Source organism: Dehalococcoidia bacterium, from assembly GCA_030648205.1.
In the GTDB taxonomy this organism is placed as follows: domain Bacteria; phylum Chloroflexota; class Dehalococcoidia; order JAUSIH01; family JAUSIH01; genus JAUSIH01.
Map to the genome: position 1 here is coordinate 1 of JAUSIH010000073.1, position 20,830 is coordinate 20,830.

A 20,830-nucleotide genomic window follows, 5' to 3' on the forward strand; every position below is an offset into this window, starting at 1 on the left:
AATTGTCATCGTCACGCACAACATGCAGCAGGCGGCCCGCGTTTCGGACATGACCGCCTTCTTAATGATGGATGAGGACAGGGCCGGGTTCCTGGTCGAGTACGGCGAGACCAAGCAGATCTTCACGAACCCGAGGGAGAAGCGCACGGAGGACTATATCACCGGCCGGTTCGGATAGGCGACGGGCGCTTCCCGCACGGGGGGCGGCGTTCCTCAAGGGACTGAGGTAGAAGCTATGACACGTGTAGAGTTTGATAGGCATCTGCGGGAACTGAAGGACGAACTCCTTGAGATGGGCAGCATGGTGGAGAAGGCCTTGGCGCGCGCCATTGATGCGTTGAAGAAACGGGACATGGAGATGGCCCGGCTCATTGTGGAAGACGACTCCAAGATCAACAAGAAGCGTTTCGACATCGAAGAGAAGTGCGTGGAGCTGATCGCCACGCAGCAGCCTCTGGCCCGGGACCTGCGGCAGATCGTCTCTATTCTGCACATGACGGTGGACCTGGAGCGCATGGGGGACCACGCGGAAGGCATCGCGCGGATAAACATCCGCATGGGCGACGAGCCGTTGTTGAAGCCGCTCATTGATGTCCCGCGGATGGCCCAATTGGGCATTGACATGACCCACCGGGCGCTGCAGGCGTTCATTGACCTCAACGTGGAGAACGCCCGCGCCGTCTGTAAGGCGGACGACGAGGTGGACGCCCTGTACGACCAGGTGTACCGCGAGCTCCTTGTTTACATGATTCAGGACCCGCGCACCATCCAGCGGGCCACCTACCTCCTGTGGATAGCCCACGACCTGGAGCGTATAGCGGACCGGGCCACGAACATCGCCGAGCGGGTGGTGTTCACCGTCACGGGTAAGATGGACGAGGTAGGCGTCTCCAAGTATTAGGCCTCCTGTTGAGAAAAAGCAGACGCCCCGTTCCGGACAAACGGGGCGTTTTGTTGTGTGACGGTTCCCGTCGCCTACGCCGGCTTCACTCCGGCGGCGATGACCGCCTCAGCGGCCAGCCGAAACCTTCCGCCAACAAGGTACTGCTCCGCCTCTGACAGGACGCCCTGCCGGACCGCCTCGCGGACGGCGGGCTGCGCCTGCTGGAGCAGAGCGTGGAGGCGCGGGCTGATGCTCCTGGCGGCGTCCCAGATGCCGTCGCGGTTGCTGAACTCCGCCACGTGCCGTTCCCGGCGGCTCTCCACGTCCCGCAGGCCCGCTCCGGCCAGGGCGCTTTCCAGCGCCTTGGGTGCGCTGTATGCAAATGGCGAGGCGCCCGCGGATGACACGTCGCCGGGGACGTGTTGCGTGATGGCGCGCTCAACCATGTGGACCAGCGCCACCCGCTCCGGCGCGCTCCACGTGGAGACCACGAGCCGTCCGCCGCGCTTGAGCACCCGCGCCATCTCCCGAAGGGCGCGACCCGGCGCGGGAAACTCCGCCAGGCTCATGCCGCACAGCACCACGTCAAAGGAGGCGTCCGGCAGGGACAGACTGGTGGCGTCCATCTCCTGGAACTCAAGGTGGGCAGCGCCCAGGCCGCGCGCCGCGCGGCGCGCCACGTCCAGCATGCCCGTGGAGCGGTCCACGCCCAGCACGTAGCCGGTGGCGCCTACCTGGCGGGCCGCCCGCCGGGCCGCCGCTCCTGTCCCCGTCGCTACGTCCAGCACCCGCAGGCCGGGCCGAAGCTGCGCCATCTCAAGCAGCGGCGTCACGAAATGTCCCGTGGTCCTGTCCAGGTGCTGCTCGTAGGATTCAGCCAGCGGATTGTAGTCCAGTCTGGGGGCCGCCTGCTGCTCCGCTGGAAGGATGATCTCCTGCGCGGGGCGCTCCTTCTTCGGCTGCAGCCAGGCGTTCAGCAGGCTGGCCAGCGCGGGCGATAGCGCGTCCGCGGGCAGGGCCTGGGGCGCCACGCGACTCTGGAGCGGAAGGCCGTTCGCAACGGCCACCAGGACGGCGGAGGCCGTCGCCACGTCCAGGCGGGGGTCAACCACTCCCTGCTCCTGGCCGCGGCGGAGCGCGGCGGCGGCGCTCTGGCGCCAGCCCTCAAAGAGCCGCGCCAGGCGCTCCGCGATGGCAGGGTTGCGCGCCGCGTGGGCGCAGAACTCGTAGAGCAGCAGCGACCACCCGGGCTCGCGCTGCGCGACGTCCAGAAGCGACTGGAAGATCGTCTGGGACGACTCCTGAACGGGTGTATTCTGGCCCGATGTGCCAGGGGACAGCGCCGCGCCGTGGGCTTCCAGCAGGGCGAGGAAGACCTCCTCCTTGGTCTGAAAGTGGACGTAGAAGGCGCCCTTGGAGTAGCCCGCCTCCCGCACAATATCGTCCACGGTGGCTTTCTCATAGCCGTCGCGGGCGAAGATGCGGAAGGATGCGTCCAGAAGCCTGGCACGGGTGGCCTGGGCCTGGCTGCGGGGGCGTCGTCCGGTGGTCGTCATCTCGTGCTCCGGCGTGGGGAGTGACTGGGCAGTCTCTATTGTCCCCAAATCGCCGCGGCTGTCAATGGCGCGGGCAACGTGCCGGACAGGCGAAACAGGCCGAATTGGTGGAGTCGCGCGGACGCACGTCCAGATGGGCTGCGGCGTCTCTCAGCGAGCGAAAGGGTGCGCGTGGAGGGGAGGGTGGCTGCGACAGCCCTTAAACCATGGCAGGGGTGGAGTCAGCGGGTCGAAGCGCGATTGACGGCTTGACCGCGATCACGTAGGAGCACGAGGGACTGCCGTCAGCCAGACAGTTTTCCCGGTCCACCTCGGTGTTCAGCAGATTGGTGATGAGCGCTTTGTCAATGCAACAGACGGCGTTGTTGCCCTGGGCAACGCACCGGAAGGGACAGTTGAGCAGGCGGATGCGCACCCGGCCCGGGCCGGCCCAGTCCAACTCCGGGTAGAAATCTTCACCGCGCAGGATGTCCACCACCCCGACGAGCTGCTCTTGGAAGCTCCTGCCGGTCATCTTGCTTTCGTGGCGCTCAACCAGGCGTTCGCCGATGCGCTGCAAGGCCGTTTGCAGGACGCTGCGCCCGTCGCGCCCTTCGATGTCCTGGACGTTGAGCGCCTTGATCTCGTCCAGGAGCATGGCCAGCAGGTTGCCGTAGCTCTTGGGGAGGCGATCAAGTCCGTTCTCGGTCAAGTAGAAGACGTGCTCGGGGCGGCCCGTCTTCCGGCGGACCTCCCGGTAGGCGATAAGGTTGTCCCGCTGCAGAATGTCGAGGTGGCGCCGGACGGTCGCAGGCGCGAGATGGAGGGCGGTGGCGATGTCCTCGACGGTGGCGCTGGAGTGACGGAGGACGAAATGGAGGATTTGTGGCCTGGTCCCGTCCATGCTGAGTCCCACTTTCCTGTTTGCTGGGGCGCCGTTACCAGATTAACAGACATAATTAGGGGTGTCAATGGTCTTTTATGTATTTTATGCAAAAAATGAGGAAAAGCTTGACAAGTGACGTTCTCAGGTGTACACTATTCTGTCTCTAAAAGGGTTGGGGGGGTGCACACATGAGAAAGCAACAAGTCCTGATCAGGCCGCGGGAGACAGAGCCCACCGAAACGTCCGCGCCCGTATCGGGTTGCCATCATCGGTGGATTGTCGAGACCCCGCGAGGCCCCGCGAGCAAGGGCGTTTGCGCCGTTTGCCACGTGGAGCGCCTCTTTCCGAACTACATCGAGGACCCGTATCCGCACACCGACTGGATACGGGAGGTCTCCAGCCTGGGCGACGGCTGGAAACATGGCGCCGCGGCGGCGGGTGGTAAGGAGTAGGGCCGGAGGCCTTATTGCCCTTATTCCTTGGCAGCCTGGACCACGGACTTCCATAGCTCGTCGTGCTGGCCGGGATCGAAGGGCGTGTACAGCGCGACACGGTCGAGCAGGCCCTCGTACTTGGCCTTGAGCTTCGGCCCTATCTCGTCGGGCGTGCCCACCACGGCGAACTCCTCCAGCATCTCGTCCGAAATCTCATTTGCCATGTCCTGCCACTCGCCGCGAATGGCCTTGCGGCCCAGCACGACGTTGAGATAGTCCCAGCCGTGCAGCTCCAGAATGATCTTGTAGGCCGGCGTGGACGCGTAAAAGGCGATCTGCCGCCTGGTCTCCTGCCGGTTCTTTTCCATCTCCTCGCGGTTGCGCCCCGTGACCACGAAGGGCATGGACGACACGACCACATCCTTCCTCTGGCGTCCTGACCTGCCTGACCCTACGGCGATGGCGGGGAGCGCCACATCCCGCAGGTAGCGGGCCGTGTGCATGGGGTGGATGTGCACGCCGTCGCAGTACTGCCCCGCGACATGCAGCATGGCGGGGTTGACCGCGGAGATGTACACAGGAATGTGCGGGTGCGCTATGGGCCCCGGGCTGAAATAAGGCGTCATGAGGCTGAAGTTGTATAACTTGCCCTTGAAATCCAGCGGCCCCGCGGTCTGCCAGCACGTCCAGATGGCCCGCAGCGACTGTACCACTTCCGCCATCCGCGGCGCGGGGGCCTCCCACTTAACGCTGAATCTCCGCTCGTTGTGTCCTTTTACCTGGGAGCCGAGGCCCAGGAGGAATCGTCCTCCGGACAGGGCCTGCATGTCCCAGGCCGTGTAGGCCGTCTCCATGGGACTGCGTGTGAAGGCGAGGGCGATGGCCGTTCCGACCTGGATGCGACTGGTGCTCTCCGCGGCCAGTGCGAGGGGCAAATATGGGTCGTGGGTGGTCTGGCTCGACCAGAGGGCGTCCAGACCCAGCGCCTCTGCGGCGCGCGCCACCCGGGGGACGTCCCGCAGGGGCATGGAGTCAAGGGCAAATCGGGCGTCGATTTTCATAGGCAGTCCTCTTTCGTCAGGGGGAGAAGCCCCGACAGGCCGCGGCGCAGGGTCGTCCAAAGCACGGCAACCCAAAGCGGGCGGGCGGCTCCACCATCTACCTTCTACGCCGTGGGCGCAGGCGCCTCTTTGCGCGGCTGCGCCCCGTTTTTGAAGCGATAGGTGGACATCTTGACGAGACGTTGGTATGAGCCGAACCGCTCTTCCGGCGCGTCCACGGCGTCCAGGACGTCGGCAGGCTCGTCTTTGCCGTTGAACGTGCGGAGCAGCTTGTACGTCGTGGAGCGCTCGGCGGGCACGCGGCCCGCGTCGCGGATGACCCGCCGGAACTCGCCGGGCTTGACCAGTTGCCCGTAGCTGGCGCCCGCCGACGTGCTGATGCTCTCGTTGATGAGCGTCCCGCCGAAGTCGTTGGCGCCCGCGTTCAGGCAGGCCTGGGAGAGCTTCAGTCCCTCCTTGACCCAGGAGACCTGCAGGTTTTTGATGTGGTTGTTCAGCATCAGGCGGGACACGGCGTACATGGCGATGACCTCGTCGCCGGTGGCGCCCGGCTGGACGCCCTGCACCAGGCGCTTGCTGTACATGGGCGCTTCCGTGTGAATTAGGCTCAGCGGCACGAACTCGGTGAAGCCCCCGGTCTGGCGCTGGATGCGCCGTAGCAGGTCAATATGCCGCGCCCTGTGTTCGACCGTCTCCACGTGGCCGTACATGATGGTGGCGGTGGTGGGGATGCCCAGGTCGTGGGCGGTGGTGATCACCTCTATCCATTGCTTGACGGTGATGCGGCCCGGCGAGATGCGCTTGCGTATCTCTTCGTCCAGAATCTCCGCCGACGTCCCCGGCAGGCTGCCGACCCCCGCGTTCTTCAGCCGCTGGAGGTACTCTCGGATGGTGCATCGGGAGCGGATGGAGCCGTACAACACCTCTTCCGGCGAGAAGCCGTGGATGTGGATGGCGGGAATATCTCTCTTGATGGCTTCGCAGATCTCCACGTAGAGGTTGCCGTCCATGCCGGGAGGCAGCCCCGCCTGGATGCAGACTTCCGTGGCGCCCAGGTCCCACGCCTCCTTCGCGCGGCGGACCACCTCCTCGATGGGCAGCAGATAGCCCTCCTCGTCCCGGTGGCCGCGGCTGAAGGCGCAGAAGCCGCATCGCTTGATGCAGACGTTGGTGAAGTTGATGTTGCGGTTGACGACGTAGGTGACGGTGTCGCCGACCGTGCGCCGGCGCAGCTCGTCGGCGGCCAGGGTGGTCGCCATGAGGTCCAGCCCGCGGGCATGGAACAGGCGCGCGCCCTCGTCGGCGGTGACCTCGCCGCCCGCCAGGGCCTTGTCCAGGATGCCGCCGACCTGTGGGTCTATATCGCCCAGTAACTGGTCCACGCCGTGGACGTCTTCGCGCTCCGCTGCTGTCGCCATGTGACCTCCTTCACGTTGTGAGCAGCCTGGTGCGCGCAAAGCCGTCGGTGTCGGCGGACTGGCGGATGCGCTCCGCCAGGGACGGCGTCAAATACCGGGGCTTCTCTCGGATGTATTCCCGATATACGGGAAGGCGCGCTTTGAGGATGAAGCCCCTTTCCTCGGTCACCTGGCGCAGCCGCACGATCCGCGGCCAGGGCGCTTCTGGGTTCACGTAGTCCTTTGTCACGGGCGATATCCCGCCCCAGTCGTTGATGCCCGCGTCCAGGAAGGCGCCGTACGCGCGGGGCGTCAGATTGGGCGGGACCTGGATGTTCATGTCCGGGCCGAAGATGAGGCGCGCCACGGCCACGGCGCGGAGCAGGAAGCCCGTCGTCGGCTCCACGGCGCCGGCCATCGGCGTGGTGGGCTTGGCGCGGAAGTTCTGGATGATGATCTCCTGGATGTGTCCGTAGCGCTCGTGGACATCCTTGATGGCGAACAGGCTGTCCACGACCTCGTCCACCGTCTCGCCGATGCCCAGCAGCAGGCCGGTGGTGAACGGGATGCGCAGCTCCCCCGCCGCCTCCAGTGTCCGCAGGCGGAGGCGTGGGTGCTTGCTGGGCGCGTTGTGGTGCGGCCCGCCCGGCTCCAGCAGGCGCGGGCTGACGTTCTCCAGCATCATGCCCAGGCTGGCGTTGACCTCTTTGAGCGACGCCAACTCGGCGCGGGTCATCGTCCCCGGGTTGGAGTGCGGCAGCAGGGAGGTCTTTCGGAGCACAAGCTCGCACATGGCGCGCATGTAGTCAATGGTGCTGTCGCACCCGAAGCGGCGCAGCGCGTCGCGCGCCTCCGGGTAGCGCTGCTCCGGCCTCTCGCCGGCCATGAACAGGGCCTCCGTGCAGCCGGCGCGCTGGCCCGCTTCCGCCACGGCCAGCACCTGCTCGGGCGTCATGAAATCGGCAGCGGGGTCGTCCGGCTCCTTGCGGTAGGTGCAGTAGGAGCACGCGTCGCGGCACAGGTTCGTCAGGGGGATGAAGACCTTGGGCGAGAAGGAGATGTAGCGCCCCTTGCCCTGGTCCCGGAGGGCGCCGGCCCGGCGGAGGAGCGCGGGCAGAGCGGCGTCGCCGCAGAGGATAAGCGCGCGGGCCTCCTCTCGGCTGATGCCTGTGTGTGCGGGGGCGACGTCCATGGTGGCGCGCATGTCCAGGGGCATGGGCCTCCTACAATGAAACCGTACCGCCCATTCTACTCGGAGCGTCCCCTCAGGCGCAACGCCGCCCCTTGTTGCTCGCCACTGGATGGCGTAGCATGGAAGCACAGACTGGCTGGAGCACAAGCGGATGCAGATTATTGACATGCCGCTATTCCCGCTGAATACGGTGCTTTTTCCCCACATGGCGCTGCCGCTGCGCGTCTTTGAAGACCGCTACAAGCTGATGGTCAAGAAGGCGTTGGAGGGCGACAGCGTCTTCGGCGTGGCGCTTATCAAGTCTGGTCAGGAGGTGGGCGAGCCCGCCGAGCCTTTCAGCGTGGGGACCACCGCGCGCATCCTGAAGGTGGAGCATCTGGAGCAGGGCAAGATGGACCTGTCCTGCGTGGGGGTGCGCCGGTTCCGTATCACGGAGGTGCTGCAGCGGCGTCCCTACCTCGTCGGGCGCATCATCTACGTGGCGCATGCGGTGGGCGACACCGAGGCCGCTCAGTCGCTGGCGGAGACGGTGCGCGACAAGTTCCGCCGCTACCTGGCCGTCCTGGCCCAGTCGCTGCGCCGGGAGCCGCCGCGGGTTGACCTGAACGTGGAGCCGCAGGTCCTTTCGTACGTGGTGGCCTCCGCGCTCCAGGTGGACAACATCCAGAAGCAGCGTCTTCTTGAGACGCCTACCGCCGAAGAGCGCCTGCGTCTGGAGGCAGCCATGCTCCAGGAGGAGATCAAGGTGCTCCGCATCTTCCAGGTGTTGGAGGAGCGCGACCTGGGGGGACGTCGTCCCCCGCGAGGTCCTGATGCCTGACCACATCCGGCTCACGGGCCTTGTCTTCTACGCGCACCACGGCGTGAACGCGGAGGAGGCGAGCCAGGGGCAGCGGTTCCTTGTGGACGTGGACGTGGAGACGGACACGCTCAACGCGGGGCGCTCCGACGACCTGGCCGATACGGTGAACTATAGCCTGGTTTTCCGTTCGGTGCGGGACGTGATGGACGGCCCCCGTCGCAACCTGCTGGAGTCGCTGGCGGAGCACATCGCGGCGCGGGTGGTGGCGCTGCCCCACGTCCACGGAGTGCGGGTCACCGTCCACAAGCCGCAAGCGCCTCTCAAAGGCGCCGTCTTCCAGGACGTGAGCGTGGAGGTAGAGCGGCGTCGCGCTCCGGGGGGGTGAACGGAGATGCAACGCACCGGCATAGCGCACCTGCCGTTGCATGGCGGCAAGGCGCCCGCATGGCTCTTCCAGCGCATGGTGCGTCTGTCCCGTGAGATCGCCATCGTCGTGGTGGAGGATTACGGGCCGGACGAGATGCTCCGCCGCCTGTCCGACCCCTTCTGGTTCCAGGCCTTCGGCTGCGTCCTGGGTTTCGACTGGCACTCCAGCGGGCTGACCACGACGGCGTGCGGCGCGCTGAAGGAGGGGCTGCGGGGTCTTGAGCGCGACCTGGGTCTCTTTGTAGCGGGCGGCAAGGGCGGCGCCTCCCGCAAGACGCCCTCCGAGGTCCAGGCCGCCGGCGACGCTCTCTCCGTGGACGCCGCGCGCCTTGTTTATGCAAGCCGCATGTCCGCCAAAGTGGACTCGGCGGCGGTGCAGGACGGCTACCAGCTCTACCACCACACCTTCGTCTTCACCCGCGACGGGCGGTGGGCCGTCGTGCAGCAGGGCATGAACGAGCAGAACAAGTACGCCCGGCGCTACCACTGGCTGGGCGAGGCCGTCCAGGACTTCGTCTGCGAGCCGCACGCCGCGGTTTGCGCGGACACCCGTGGCGAGGCGCTGAACCTGGTGGCGCGCGAGAGCGACGGGGCGCGCGCGGCCATCCCGCAGGTCGTGGCGCGGGAGAAGCCGGAGAGGCTCGTCGCCGAGCTTAAGCACGTGCAGACCCTCGACCTTCCGCCGCGCCATCACCTTCTGGCGGCGGACATCCACCCCGACCGTCTGAGCAAAATCCTGCTGTCCACGTACGAACGGCAGCCCGGCGACTTCGAGTCGCTGCTGGCGCTTGAGGGCGTGGGACCGCAGACCATCCGGGCGCTCACGCTCCTGGCGGAGCTGTTGCACGGCGCCCCGGCGAGCTGGCGCGACCCGGCGCGCTACGCCTTCGCGCACGGGGGCAAGGACGGCTACCCGTTTCCGGTGGACCGCGCCACTTACGACAGGAGCATCGAGCTTCTGCGGACGGCGGTGCGCCGTGCCCGCATCGAGCCGCGCGAGAAGGGGGTGGCGATGGACCGTCTGGAACGGGCGACTGGGGAGGGCGACTAACACACCGTTGAAAAAGGAGAGGTCAGTCCTTCCCGAGAAGGACTGACGGGGGCGCTGGGGGGTGTCTCCCAACGGCGGAGTCTCGTATAGGAGGATGTATGCCCATCTCCCACAGGATTACACTGATCGAAGGCGATGGAATCGGGCCAGAGATCGCCAGAGCCGCTGTGGACGTCATTGCCGCGGCGGGCGTCTCCGTCACCTGGGACCGCGCGCCGGTCGGGCAGGCAGCGCTGAAGCAACTGGGCGAGCTCCTTCCCAAAGAAACGCTGCGGTCTATCCGGCGTAATAAGGTGGCTCTCAAGGGCCCTATCACCACGCCGGTGGGCGAAGGTTACCCCAGCATAAACGTGGCGCTTCGCCAGAAGCTGGACCTCTATGCGTGCGTTCGACCCGTGACGAGCCTCCCCGGTGTCCGCAGCCGCTTTGAGAACATCGACCTTGTCATCATTCGTGAAAACACAGAGGACCTGTACGCGGGGAAAGAACATGAGATCATCCCGGGTGTTGTAGAGAGCCTGAAGATCATCACTAGGCGCGCATCCACACGCATCGCCCTGTTCACCTTCGAGTACGCGGTCAGGCATCGTCGGAAGAAGGTGACCGCAATCCACAAGGCCAACATCATGAAGCTCTCCGACGGGCTCTTCCTCCGATGTTGCCGGAGCGTGGCCAAACGGTACCCGCAGGTCGAATACAGTGAGATGATTGTCGATAACACCTGCCTGCAACTGGTGATAGACCCTCACCAGTTCGACCTTCTTGTCACGCCGAATCTCTATGGTGACATCATCTCGGACCTGGCCGCGGGCCTGGTCGGAGGCGTCGGTCTGGTGCCCGGCGCCAATATCGGGCGTACGTACGCTGTCTTCGAGCCGGTCCATGGAAGCTGGCCGTCCGCGGCGGGGAAGGGGTTGGCCAACCCCACGGCAATGATATTGAGCGGCGTGCTTATGCTGCGACATATCGGGGAGGAACGAGCGGCGCAGCGGGTCGAGCAGGCGGTCTCGGATGTCCTCGCGGAAGGAAAGACCTTGACCTCCGACCTTGGCGGGACGGCGTCGACCGACGAGTTCTCGTCGGCCGTCGTTCAGCGTCTTCAACATTAGGGAGACTCAGAGGGTGAGGGTTCTGAAAAGACCTCGGTGCAAGAGTTCAGATTGCCTTCTCCTGGCAGGTCAGTCCGGTATTCGACATCAGGCCGCGCGGGTGTCTCATTGACAGAACGTCAAGGCGGGGGAGTATCATAGTCGTCACCAAATGCGCGGGGCACGGCGCGTATTCCAGGGCTTGCGGGAGGGCAGACATGAAGACCAGCGCAAACAAGGCGCGGACCATCGGCGAGCTGCGCAAGAGCGGCTACAAGGTCGTCTCCGTCAAGACGGAGATGCGCAGGCACCTGGTGGAGAAGGTGCGCCAGGGGGAGGACCTCTTCCCCGGCATCATCGGGTACGAGGACACGGTCATCCCCCAGGTGGAGAACGCCATTCTGGCCGGCCAGGACATCATCTTCCTGGGAGAGCGCGGCCAGGCGAAGTCCCGCCTCATCCGGGCGCTGGTCGGCCTCCTGGACCCGGAGATACCGTTCATCGCGGGATGCGAGATCTATGACAACCCCTTTGCGCCTTTTTGTCGGGCCTGCCGCGACAAGGTCGAGCGCTCCGGCGAGGGCGTGGAGCTTGCGTGGCTGCCCCGCGAGCAGCGCTACGGTGAGAAGCTGGCGACGCCGGACATCACCATCGCCGACCTCATCGGCGAGGTGGACCCCATCAGGGTCGCGGAGGGCCGCTACCTCTCCGACGAGCTGACCATCCACTACGGGCTTATCCCGCGCACCAACCGGGGCATCTTCTGCGTCAACGAGCTGCCGGACCTGGCGGAGCGCGTCCAGGTGGGCCTGTTTAACTTGCTGGAGGAGCGGGACATCCAGATCAAGGGGTATCGCATCCGTTTGCCCCTGGACGTGTACGTGGTGGCCAGCGCCAACCCGGAGGACTACACCAACCGCGGGCGCATCATCACGCCGCTGAAGGACCGCTACGGCGCCCAGATACGGACGCACTATCCGCGCACCCTTGAGCACGAGATGCTCATCATGGAGCAGGAGCGGACCCGTGTGGAGGACGTGGGCGTCAAGGTCGTGACCCCTCAATACATGCGCGAGGTCATCGCGGAGATCACCACACTGGCCCGCCGGAGCCCGGACATCAACCAGCGCTCCGGTGTGTCCGTGCGCGTGTCCATCGCCAACTACGAGACGCTGGACAGCAACGCCCTGCGCCGGGCTATTCGCTGCAAGGAGGATGAGGCGGCGCCGCGCATGAGCGACCTGGGCTTTCTCGTCGCCTCCACCGTGGGCAAGATTGAGATGGAGACGGTGGAGGAGGGCAGCGAGAGTCGGACGCTGGAAGGCCTGACCAAGAAGGCGGTGTCCAACGTGTTTGGGCGGTACTTCACCGTCCAGGAGTTCGATGACCTGGTGCGCCGCTTCGAGGAGGGGCTGGTCATCGAGACCTCCGACATGCTGCCGTCCGCCGAGTACGCGCGGAAGATCGGCGAGCTGCCGGAGCTGGCCACGGGCGTGCGCAAGCTGGGCCTGGGCGAGTCGCCCGCCGCCGTGGCCTCGGCCGTGGAGTTCATCCTGGAGGGACTGCACCTCAACCGGCGGCTCAACCGCGATCGGGTGGAAGGGAAGACCCGCTACAGGGGGTAGCCTCGCCGTGGTCTCTTACCGCTACTCGCGCTGGGACGGGAAGCAGGAAGTCTTTCTCCTGCATCAGGACGACCTCATGGAGGAGCTGTCCGACCAGCTCATGAGCCACGGGGACGTGTCCTCCGCGCTTGAGTCCATGACGCAGAAGGGGTTCAAAAACCGTCTGGGAGACCGCTTTCAGGGCCTCCACGACCTTGTCCAGCAACTCCGCTCGCTGAAGCAGCAGACCCTTGAGCGGTATGACCTGAACTCCGTGATGGACGACATGCGCCGGCGGCTCGACCAGATTGTCCAGAAGGAACAGCAGGGCATTGACCGGCGCATGGACGACGCGCTGCGCCGCTACCAGGAGGACCGCCAGCGCCATGAGGAGGGCGGCCTGCCGTCGGAGTTGGTGGAGAACCTTCTCAAAACCCTGCGGCGCCTGGCCGAGAAGAACAAGGCCGTATTGAACAGCCTGCCTCCGGACAGCCCCGCGGGTGCCATCCGGCAGCTCCAGGACTACGAGTTCATGGACCCGGAGGCCAAGTGCCAGTTCGACGAGTTGATGCGGGAGCTGCAGCGGAAGATGCTGGACTCCTTCGTCAAGGACCTCTCGCGGCAGCTTCAGGGCATGACCCCCCAGGACATGGCGGGCGTCAAGGAAATGGCGCGTGAGCTAAACCGCATGCTGGAGCAGCGCGCGCTCTCCGAGGCGTCGGAGGACTTTCAGGGGTTCATGCGGAAGTACGGGGGCCTCTTCGGGCCGGAGCCTCCGCGGGACATTGACGAGTTCGCCGAGCGCATGCAGCGCCAGATAGCCCAGATGCAGTCCCTTCTGGACAGCATGTCCCGGGAGTCCCGGGAGCAGCTCCGCGACATGCTGCGGTCCGTGTTCAAAGACGAGGAGCTTCTGGGCGAGATGGCCCGTCTCGCGGCGAACCTGGAGTCGCTGCGGCCCATGGCGCAACTGCGGCGGGAGTACCCCTTCCGGGGCGAGGACCCCCTGACGCTGGAGCAGGCCGGGGAGTTGATGGAGCGGCTCCAGAAGATGGACGATCTGGAACGTCAGCTCCGTAAGGCCCCGCATGGGCCGGGCAGGGTTGAGGCGGACTCACGCGCGCTGGAAGAGCTTCTCGGTGACGAAGCATCCCAGACGCTGGAGCAGCTACGCAAGATGACCGAGGTGCTGGAATCGGCGGGGTACATCCGGCGCGTGGGCAACCGCTACGAGCTGACGCCTGGGGGCATGCGCAAGATAGGGCAGAAGGCGCTGCGGGAGATATTCGCCTACATCAAGAAGGACCGGGCGGGCCAGCACCGCGCCGAGCGGAGCGGTCGCGGCGGCGAGCGCGTGGACGAGACCAAGCAGTACGAGTTCGGCGACCCGTTCCACGTGGACCTGAACCGCACCCTGATGAACGCCATCGAGCGCGGGGCCAGCGTGCCGGTCAAGATGCGCCCCGACGATTTCCAGGTGTTCAAGACGGAGCAGGTCAACCAGTCCGCCACGGTGCTCATGCTGGACCTGAGCCTGTCCATGGCGATGCGCGGGAACTTCCTGGCCGCCAAGAAGGTGGCCCTGGCGCTGGACAACCTCATCCGCACCCAGTTCCCCCGGGACAACCTGTTCATCGTCGGGTTCTCCACGTACGCGCGGGAGGTCAAGCCCGCAAAGCTGCCATACCTCTCGTGGGACGAGTTCGACCCGTACACGAACATCCAGCACGGCCTCGCCCTCTCGCAGAAGCTGCTGAGCAAGGTGCGCGGCGGGACCAAGCAGATCGTGATGATCTCGGACGGAGAGCCGACGGCGCACATCGAAGGCGGCCAGCTATTCCTTCAGTACCCGCCCAGCCCGCGCACCATCCGCGAGACCCTCCGGGAGGTGCGCCGCTGCACGCACAAGGACATCGTTATCAACACCTTCATGCTGGACAGGAACTCCTATCTGGTGGAGTTCATCGAGCAGTTGACGCGCATTAACCGGGGGCGGGTGTTCTATACGACGCCGGAGCGCCTGGGCCAGTACATCCTTGTGGACTATCTGAGCAGCCGCAAGCGGCGTATCCTGTTCTAATACTTAGTTGCGAAAAAGCACGGGTTGAAAAGGCGCTCACCCTGAGCCTGTCGAACCAGGAGCGACTGACCCTTCGACAGGCTCAGGGTGAGCGGGCCTAGGGCGAACCTGGTGTACGCGCGCTCACGCAACCGAGTTCTAGTCACCTACCGGGCGAGAAACAGCGGGCCGGTCTCAGACCGGCCTGTTCTTTTGCTCTCTTCGAGAGCTATTGCGGCTTGGGGCCCGTGATGCGGTACAGCGGCCCGCGCTTCTCGACGACGTAGGCGGCCTCGATGTGCTCGTTGGGGTCGGTCAGATAGACGGGGCGCACGGGCAGCGCCGCGCCCACCAGGCCGCGGAGCCGCGCGGCGTAGTTGCTGTCCGCGGGTATGCCCAGGCCCGGGTGGCGCCGCTGGACCTGGGCGACGTACCAGTCGTACTGCACAAGCTCGGCGGAGACCACCGTCGCCGACCACCGGGGGTCAAGGGCCTGCTGGTAGTACCACAGGGTGAACACGTGGCGCTCCGTCTGAGCTATGACCAAGGCATTCGGCTCGGTCGTCGCGGCCACCTGGCGGGCGTAGTCAATTGCCGATGTGTCGTTCCGCAAGTCCTGCGCGGCGTACTGGGTGATGAGCGAGACGCCGGGCACGACGGCCAGCGCCAGGGCCAAAGCGAGCGCGGCGCCCACACGGGACATCCGGGGCGAAGCGGCAAGTCGCGGGGCCAGCAAACCCGCGATGAGGTAGTGCAGGCCCGCCACTAGCCACAGGGCCATCACCATGAAGACGGGCAGCAGGTAAACGTACGAGTCGGTGGTGTTGTAGAGCACGGCGAACACGGATATGAACAGGGCGGTCCCCAGGGTCAACACGGAGAGGGTGCGGCTGTGTGTCCAGAGTAGGGCGAGGCCGACCACCGCCAGCCCGAACCCCACCGGATTGAACTGCTGGACGAGATAGCCTGCGTAGCTGGCCAGCCTCTCAGGGAGGAGAGAGGCCGGAAGGCCGAAGAGATAGTGCCGATAGGGCTGGCCCGTGGTCAGCCACACGAAGCCTCCCAGATTGGACGCGTCCCCCCAGTTCACCGGAGGGTCGGCGGCGGCGCGCCAGGGCAGGTATGCAAAGACGGCGAGTCCGGCCAGGAGCGCGGCCGGCGCCAGGGCCACGCTCGGGATGCGGCGCCGCAAGGCGAGGGCGAGGAAAACGCCCGGCGCCGCCACCAGGGCGAGGGTGGTGTGGTTCCCCAGCCCCAGCCCCGTCGCCAGGGCGCCACCTATGAGCCAGGGAGTCATCTTCCCGGCGTCGGATGCGAAGGATGTTGTGTGCAGCAGGCCGAGGGTGCAGAGAAGGACGGTTGCGGCGAAGAAGGCGTGCAGCGCGTAGACCTCGGTGATGGTGGCTTGAGACCAGGGCAGCGGCGCGAACGCGTAGGCCAGCGCGCCGATTGCCGCCGTGGCCCGGCGCATGCCCGGACTGCCCATCTCCGCTCTGAAGGCGAGCTCGTGCAGCAGGCGCGCGGCCAGATACAGCAGGCCCGCCGCCGCCGCAGAGAATGCGGCGGACATGAGGTTAAGCCGGTACGCCACGTCTCCCCAGGGAAGGACCGCGGAGAAGATGCGCCCCAGCAGCATGTACGTGGGATAGCCGGAGGGATGTGGCACTCCGAGGACAGCGACTGCCGCCGCCAGGTCTCCGCCGTCGCCGCCGACGTTTCGCCACGTCAGCGTGGGCGCGACCAGAGGCGCGTACACGGCGAGAGCGCATGCGGCCACAGCCAGGGCCACGAGGACATCCGAGCGCCTTATGCCGGGATTGTGCCTCGTTCCCGCATCCATCGGATACTCTGCTCCATGCAAAAAGGATAGCCCGGCGGATATCCGTCGGGCTACACGATGGTCAGGCTAGTTGGACCAGGCGCTTATGGCCGACCCTTTCGCTGCTCGCGCAGGAAGTAGCCGCCGGACATGAGGAGCAGCAGCCCAAGAGCGCCCATCGCGGTGAGAAGCCCCTGAGAGGGCGCCGTGTCGCCGACGACAGGCGGACGTGGCGTCGCCACCGGCGTCGGGGTGCCGACGGCGGCAGCGGGCGTCGCCGTTGGCGTGGGAGTCGGCTGGGGCGGCGGCTGCTCGAAGGCCGTCAGGTAGAAGATGCCGAAGCCGTCGGGCGACATGCCCTGGAAGATGGCGCGCTTGTCCTCGTCCGTGCCCGTGCGCCTGGTGGCGAGGATGGAGAGATCGCCGTCGGGAGACTCACGGAGGATGGCGATGTTCTGCTCGCCCACGGAATCCACCCATTCCTGGTCCACGCTCATCACGATTTCCGCGTTCTCGACGGGCAGGTCCACGGTCACAATGGAGATAGCAAACGCCACGTCCTTGACGAACGGGATGGATGGGCTTGGAACTGGCGTCGGCGTAGCCTCGGCCGCCTGGAGCGAAAAGCCGACGGGCGCCAGCTCAAGCGGGCCGAACGAGCCGGGCAACGCCCGTGCGGAACTGGGACGATAGAGCCGCAACCCGGCAAAACGCGTTCGCGAGTTGAAGGGCGAGATAACATTTACCGAAAGGGACGAAAGGTTCGTCGGCGAGGACCTCATCGGAGCGCGGAGGACCGAGAAGCCGGTGTCGCGCGCGCCCCAACGGTCAAAAATTGGGAAGAACTGCTTCTGCGGGAGCACCTGCACATACGGGTTCATGACCGTGATGCGCGCCTCGGTGCCGGTACCCTGGACGAAGCCGGGTGTGCCCCCGAAGATGGCGACAGTGATTCCCGTGATGGGGTTGACCGCAAACGGTATCCGGACCATCTGCGGGGTCACGACCAGGCCTGACGCCGGGTCGCGGAACGTCAGGCCCACGTTCGCCGCTGTGCCAGAAAGAAGCGCTCCCAAGTTGATCGGCAGATTCAGAAATAACTGTGGCGGTGGAGCCAGAAACATGGGCCCTCCTGGCTCAAAAGGCGGCCTAACAAATATGGGTGGCGGCGCCATTTTCCACGTGAGGCCGGTGAGGGTCAGGCCCGGGCTGAGAAATGTGGTGAACGGGTTCACGCTCATGATCGTGCCAAGCCCCGTTCCAATGCCGAAATTAACAGAGGGCGGTGGCGCTTCCCTGGGTGGCCGTGGCTTCGGCACGTTCGGCGCCACAAATGGCGGCAGCGGAATCACCAGCGATATTACTGGTCCTGTTATCACTGGTCCGAATGGTCTTGTTAGCACATCCGCTGGCACTGCTATCGCCGGCCCGATGGTTATGACGGATGATGTCGTTGCCGGACGCGGCGTGGGCGTAGGCGTCGGCGTGATGGTCGGCGTGGGCGTAATAGTTGGCGTGGGCGTGGGCGTAATGGTTGGTGTGGGCGTAGGTGTAATGGTTGGCGTCGGCGTGGGCGTAATGGTCGGCGTGGCCGTCGGCGTATTCGTTGGAGTGGGCGTGGGGGTGCACTTGCCCGCTGAAAAGGCGTCGGAGATGGACTGGACCTCCGTCTGCGTGAGGGCACGGTTAAAGATCTCGACTTCGTCAATCGCACCCTTGAAATAGGGAGTGGAGATGGCGATTGGATAGCCTCGCCCGATCATCAGAGACGCGTTATTGGTCGCATTCCCTGTCCTGGTTGCTGCGGAGTATACCGCAGCGCCGTCAACGTAGAGCACGACTTGAGGTGACGCCCCTGTCCTTTGAACTGTTACCGCAACACTACGCCAGTTTCCATCAGCAACGTCCACGCTAGACACGTAGTTCGTGCACGAAGAGCCAGGGGTAGGCGAAGAATCGCAAACCAGGGTGGCGGCTGACCCATCGCCCAATTGGAAAGCTAGCCGGCCGTTGAAAAGGAAGAGGGCGTATCCCTGGACCCCACCTCCTGTCTCCACCCGCTTATCAAGAATCGGCCGAACTCCGGATTTGTCCGCGGAGTCAATCTTAATCCAGGCGTCTATCGTGAAATTATCGGTGGGATTTCCGAAAGAGAGGGTGCCAGGGCTGTCTGGGACCTCCACGAAGGTCGAGCTGCCATCAAACCCGAGTGCACCATTGACCATCCCAGTCACGGGAGCCGGTCCCGTGCCGCCGATTTGCCCGAGTTTGGTGACGCCGTTGCGACTGCCAATAATGTCATCGCACCTCGCGGCGCCCGTGGTCTCATTGAAGGTCCACCAGTGGACCAAACCGGACGGCAGCGGGGCGCATTTAGGCGTCGGCAGCGTACCCTGGGCCAGCGCCTCGCGGGCGTCCGAACCCGAGCCGCTCCAGATGCCGCCCACGAGCGCGGCGGCAAGGAGGACGGCGCCTGCCAGAAGGATGAGGACGGAAGGAGCCTTAAACAATGGTGATCGGTGCAAAGCGCATCCCTTTCCCTGTGAAAGGCGGAATCGGGAAAGGGCCCCGCCTGGCCCTCCGGTTCTCCTTTGCCTGCCGGGAGGCGTTCACCTCCGGGCTATGGTGACATGAAACTCTCTATTGGTGCTCAGGCGCGCCACAAGCCACACGGAACCAGCCGTCACCGGACTGGCATGTGGCGCCCGCACAGTCGCTACCATAGCAGTTGGGGCGACAATTGTCAAGGTCAGCGGGATATCCTTCGTGCCGGGTTGTTTCTGTACGAGAAGCGTATACGTCCACTGGTTGCTCGCGCGCTGCACAACCGTGGGGGGCAGCGCGTACTCAAAACGGATTTGCCGGGTCTGGCCGGGTGGTATGGTGAAGAAGTGTGAAAACTCCTGCTTGCCCCACAGGACGGCGCCCACGACGTTCCATGTGTTCGCCATCTCCGGCCCGAAGCGCGCCACCATGCTCCCTTCAGGTATGGGCACAAAGCTCGTGCCCAGCAGCTTGCTGCCCTCTGGTACATACGTGCGCAGGAAGTCCCAGTAGCAGCCTTCTTGCCACTCCTTGTAGTCCGAGACGAAGGTGGCCTGCTGCTGGCAGGTGGTCAAAGCCTTGCGGCTCGTGTTGGTGTAGGTGATGGTGAGCCGGGCCGTCGCCTTGCCGTCGTCGTCAATGCGCACCTGGTAGTCCAGGCCCTGGGTGATGGCCCCGTTCACCTTGTTGAACCCGACATTCGTGTCGGTTACCAGCAGGTAGTCGCCGTCGCGCTGAACGACGGCCCCATCCCACTGGTAGGCGTGGAGCAGGCCCTTGAGCGCCTGGTCATCCATGTCCATGAGGAGGCGCTTTTCCTCCATGTTCTGCAGAATGCTCCGGACTACTTTGCCACCCTCCGGGAAGGAAAGGCCCTGGTCCATGCGGAGCAGGATGCTCTCGAAGAGGCCCTTCATCAGGACTTTCTTTGCAGGGAGCGTCGGGCTCTCCGGCGGCGACCAGAAGCGGGAGCTCATGCCGTATTCCAGCTTCTGCTGAATGTTGGAGGGGTCCACCCGCTCCCCGGTGTACTGGAGCGTGACGGAGCCCAGGGCCTCCACCAGGTTGCGTACAGCCACCTCGTCCACCGCGATGACGCCGTCCACTGTCTCCCCTTGGCCTCTGCGGTAGAGCTCCCGGGCCTGGGTTGCCGCCGTGGGGAAGTCCGCGGACCAGTTGGAGTCGCGGAACGTCCAGATCCCTCCCCACAGGGTGATGGTCAGAGAGCGTGGAGGGACGGGCGCCTGCACGAGCCGGTCGTCCACGTCGGAGCTGTTGAAGAAGTCCAGGCGGGTCACCTTCGCCTTGTCCACGGTCACCAGCCACACGCCGGATAGGAACCCGCCCGTGGGACGTAGCTCCTGCGTGTTCTGGGCCAGGATGAGGAATGAGCGCGGCCTGTCCAGGCCCAGGAGCGTCCGGCTGAGCGCCGGCCCCGCCGTGGCCAGCTTCAGGCTTGCCTCCAGGCGGGGGCTGGCTGAGTCCAGGGCGTTGGCCGCCTCCGCGAGACCGGGCGGCAGCCTGGATGCATCAATGTTCTCGCGGGCGGCCTGGGCCCGCCGCAGGGCCTCCCGGGCCAGCGCGAACTGGGGGGCGCCGGCCTCCAGGGCCGACGCCATGTCGGCGTCGAAGGTGCTGAGCGAGATGCGGCTCAGGCGTCGTCGCGTCAGCGTCTGGGCTAGAGGCTCCAGTCCAGCCATTGTGTACTGGCCGGCGCGCACCACGTCCAGGCCCATGTCCAGGATGGGAGGCGCCGCCTTGACCTCCTCCGCGCCCGCAAGCCAGCCGGGGAGCAAGGGGCCGTAGCGGTCGGCGGCGTCTCTGAGGGCCGTCAGGTCCTTTGCCGCCGCGTCCATATCCTGGCGCAGGGATGACAGGCCATCCGATGGGAGCATGAGGGATGGACTGTTCACGGCTTCCTGCATGCGGGACAGCCGCCCCCGCACGCTCTGGGCCAGGCCCTGGACACGGAGGTACTCGACCAAGCCGAGCGCGGCGGCCACGACCATCAGCGCCCCGGCGGCCAGGAGAAGTCTGCGCCAAATCATG

Annotated in this window: 17 protein-coding genes; 9 read left to right on the forward strand and 8 right to left on the reverse strand. The window is 65.5% G+C overall.

From position 1 onward, the window contains the following. Together Q7T26_08885 and phoU are read left to right on the forward strand one after the other, a co-directional pair. Nucleotides 1-178, forward strand: a 178-nt coding sequence (locus tag Q7T26_08885; GenBank protein MDO8532262.1) for a phosphate ABC transporter ATP-binding protein, incomplete at its 5' end; no start/stop codon positions are given. Nucleotides 179-235: 57 nt separating this feature from the next. Next, nucleotides 236-901 (forward strand): phosphate signaling complex protein PhoU, encoded by a 666-nt coding sequence (gene phoU / locus Q7T26_08890; GenBank protein MDO8532263.1) that lies wholly within the window; start codon nt 236-238, stop codon nt 899-901. Between the two features lie 74 nt (nt 902-975). On the opposite strand, the gene Q7T26_08895 is transcribed toward phoU, so the two are convergent. Then, nucleotides 976-2,439 carry a methyltransferase domain-containing protein gene (locus Q7T26_08895; protein MDO8532264.1) on the reverse strand — a complete coding sequence of 488 codons (1,464 nt, stop codon included), beginning with the start codon at nt 2,437-2,439 and terminating at the stop codon, nt 976-978. A gap of 199 nt (nt 2,440-2,638) precedes the next feature. Continuing rightward, nucleotides 2,639-3,322, reverse strand: coding sequence for an ArsR family transcriptional regulator (locus Q7T26_08900; GenBank protein MDO8532265.1), 684 nt, complete (start codon nt 3,320-3,322; stop codon nt 2,639-2,641). A gap of 170 nt (nt 3,323-3,492) precedes the next feature. Here Q7T26_08900 and Q7T26_08905 point away from each other — a divergent pair, with 170 nt between their 5' ends. After that, a complete protein-coding gene (locus Q7T26_08905; GenBank protein MDO8532266.1) occupies nt 3,493-3,756 on the forward strand; it encodes a hypothetical protein in 264 nt (87 codons plus the stop codon). Between the two features lie 20 nt (nt 3,757-3,776). On the opposite strand, the gene Q7T26_08910 is transcribed toward Q7T26_08905, so the two are convergent. From Q7T26_08910 to cofG, 3 genes are all read right to left on the reverse strand, one after another. Further along, nucleotides 3,777-4,799: a TIGR03617 family F420-dependent LLM class oxidoreductase gene (locus Q7T26_08910; GenBank protein MDO8532267.1), complete on the reverse strand. Its 1,023-nt coding sequence runs from the start codon at nt 4,797-4,799 to the stop codon at nt 3,777-3,779. Nucleotides 4,800-4,903: 104 nt separating this feature from the next. Beyond that, nucleotides 4,904-6,217 carry a 5-amino-6-(D-ribitylamino)uracil--L-tyrosine 4-hydroxyphenyl transferase CofH gene (gene cofH / locus Q7T26_08915; protein ID MDO8532268.1) on the reverse strand — a complete coding sequence of 438 codons (1,314 nt, stop codon included), beginning with the start codon at nt 6,215-6,217 and terminating at the stop codon, nt 4,904-4,906. Between the two features lie 10 nt (nt 6,218-6,227). Continuing rightward, entirely contained in the window at nt 6,228-7,412 is a 1,185-nt protein-coding gene (cofG, locus tag Q7T26_08920) for a 7,8-didemethyl-8-hydroxy-5-deazariboflavin synthase CofG (GenBank protein ID MDO8532269.1), read from the reverse strand. Nucleotides 7,413-7,539: 127 nt separating this feature from the next. On the opposite strand from cofG, the gene Q7T26_08925 reads away from it, so the two are divergent. The 6 genes from Q7T26_08925 to Q7T26_08950 all read left to right on the forward strand — a co-directional run bounded on the left by Q7T26_08925 (nt 7,540) and on the right by Q7T26_08950 (nt 14,439). Next, nucleotides 7,540-8,208: an LON peptidase substrate-binding domain-containing protein gene (locus Q7T26_08925; GenBank protein MDO8532270.1), complete on the forward strand. Its 669-nt coding sequence runs from the start codon at nt 7,540-7,542 to the stop codon at nt 8,206-8,208. Continuing rightward, complete coding sequence (gene folB, locus Q7T26_08930; protein ID MDO8532271.1) at nt 8,201-8,575, forward strand: dihydroneopterin aldolase; 375 nt, start codon at nt 8,201-8,203, stop codon at nt 8,573-8,575. Before Q7T26_08925 ends, folB begins: the two co-directional genes overlap by 8 nt. A 6-nt stretch (nt 8,576-8,581) precedes the next feature. Continuing rightward, nucleotides 8,582-9,667, forward strand: coding sequence for a DUF763 domain-containing protein (locus Q7T26_08935; GenBank protein ID MDO8532272.1), 1,086 nt, complete (start codon nt 8,582-8,584; stop codon nt 9,665-9,667). A gap of 98 nt (nt 9,668-9,765) precedes the next feature. Beyond that, nucleotides 9,766-10,776 carry an isocitrate dehydrogenase (NAD(+)) gene (locus Q7T26_08940; protein MDO8532273.1) on the forward strand — a complete coding sequence of 337 codons (1,011 nt, stop codon included), beginning with the start codon at nt 9,766-9,768 and terminating at the stop codon, nt 10,774-10,776. Nucleotides 10,777-10,973: 197 nt separating this feature from the next. Then, nucleotides 10,974-12,380, forward strand: a complete 1,407-nt coding sequence (locus Q7T26_08945; protein ID MDO8532274.1) for a magnesium chelatase — start codon at nt 10,974-10,976, stop codon at nt 12,378-12,380. 7 nt (nt 12,381-12,387) lie between these two features. Continuing rightward, nucleotides 12,388-14,439, forward strand: coding sequence for a VWA domain-containing protein (locus tag Q7T26_08950; GenBank protein ID MDO8532275.1), 2,052 nt, complete (start codon nt 12,388-12,390; stop codon nt 14,437-14,439). Between the two features lie 208 nt (nt 14,440-14,647). Here the strand turns inward: Q7T26_08950 and Q7T26_08955 are convergent, their stop codons facing one another. The 3 genes from Q7T26_08955 to Q7T26_08965 all read right to left on the reverse strand — a co-directional run bounded on the left by Q7T26_08955 (nt 14,648) and on the right by Q7T26_08965 (nt 20,829). Next, nucleotides 14,648-16,207, reverse strand: a complete 1,560-nt coding sequence (locus Q7T26_08955; protein ID MDO8532276.1) for a DUF2723 domain-containing protein — start codon at nt 16,205-16,207, stop codon at nt 14,648-14,650. 134 nt (nt 16,208-16,341) lie between these two features. After that, nucleotides 16,342-18,462 carry a LamG domain-containing protein gene (locus Q7T26_08960; GenBank protein MDO8532277.1) on the reverse strand — a complete coding sequence of 707 codons (2,121 nt, stop codon included), beginning with the start codon at nt 18,460-18,462 and terminating at the stop codon, nt 16,342-16,344. A 384-nt stretch (nt 18,463-18,846) separates the two neighbouring features. After that, a complete protein-coding gene (locus Q7T26_08965; GenBank protein MDO8532278.1) occupies nt 18,847-20,829 on the reverse strand; it encodes a DUF4012 domain-containing protein in 1,983 nt (660 codons plus the stop codon). Nucleotide 20,830: the final 1 nt, after the last annotated feature.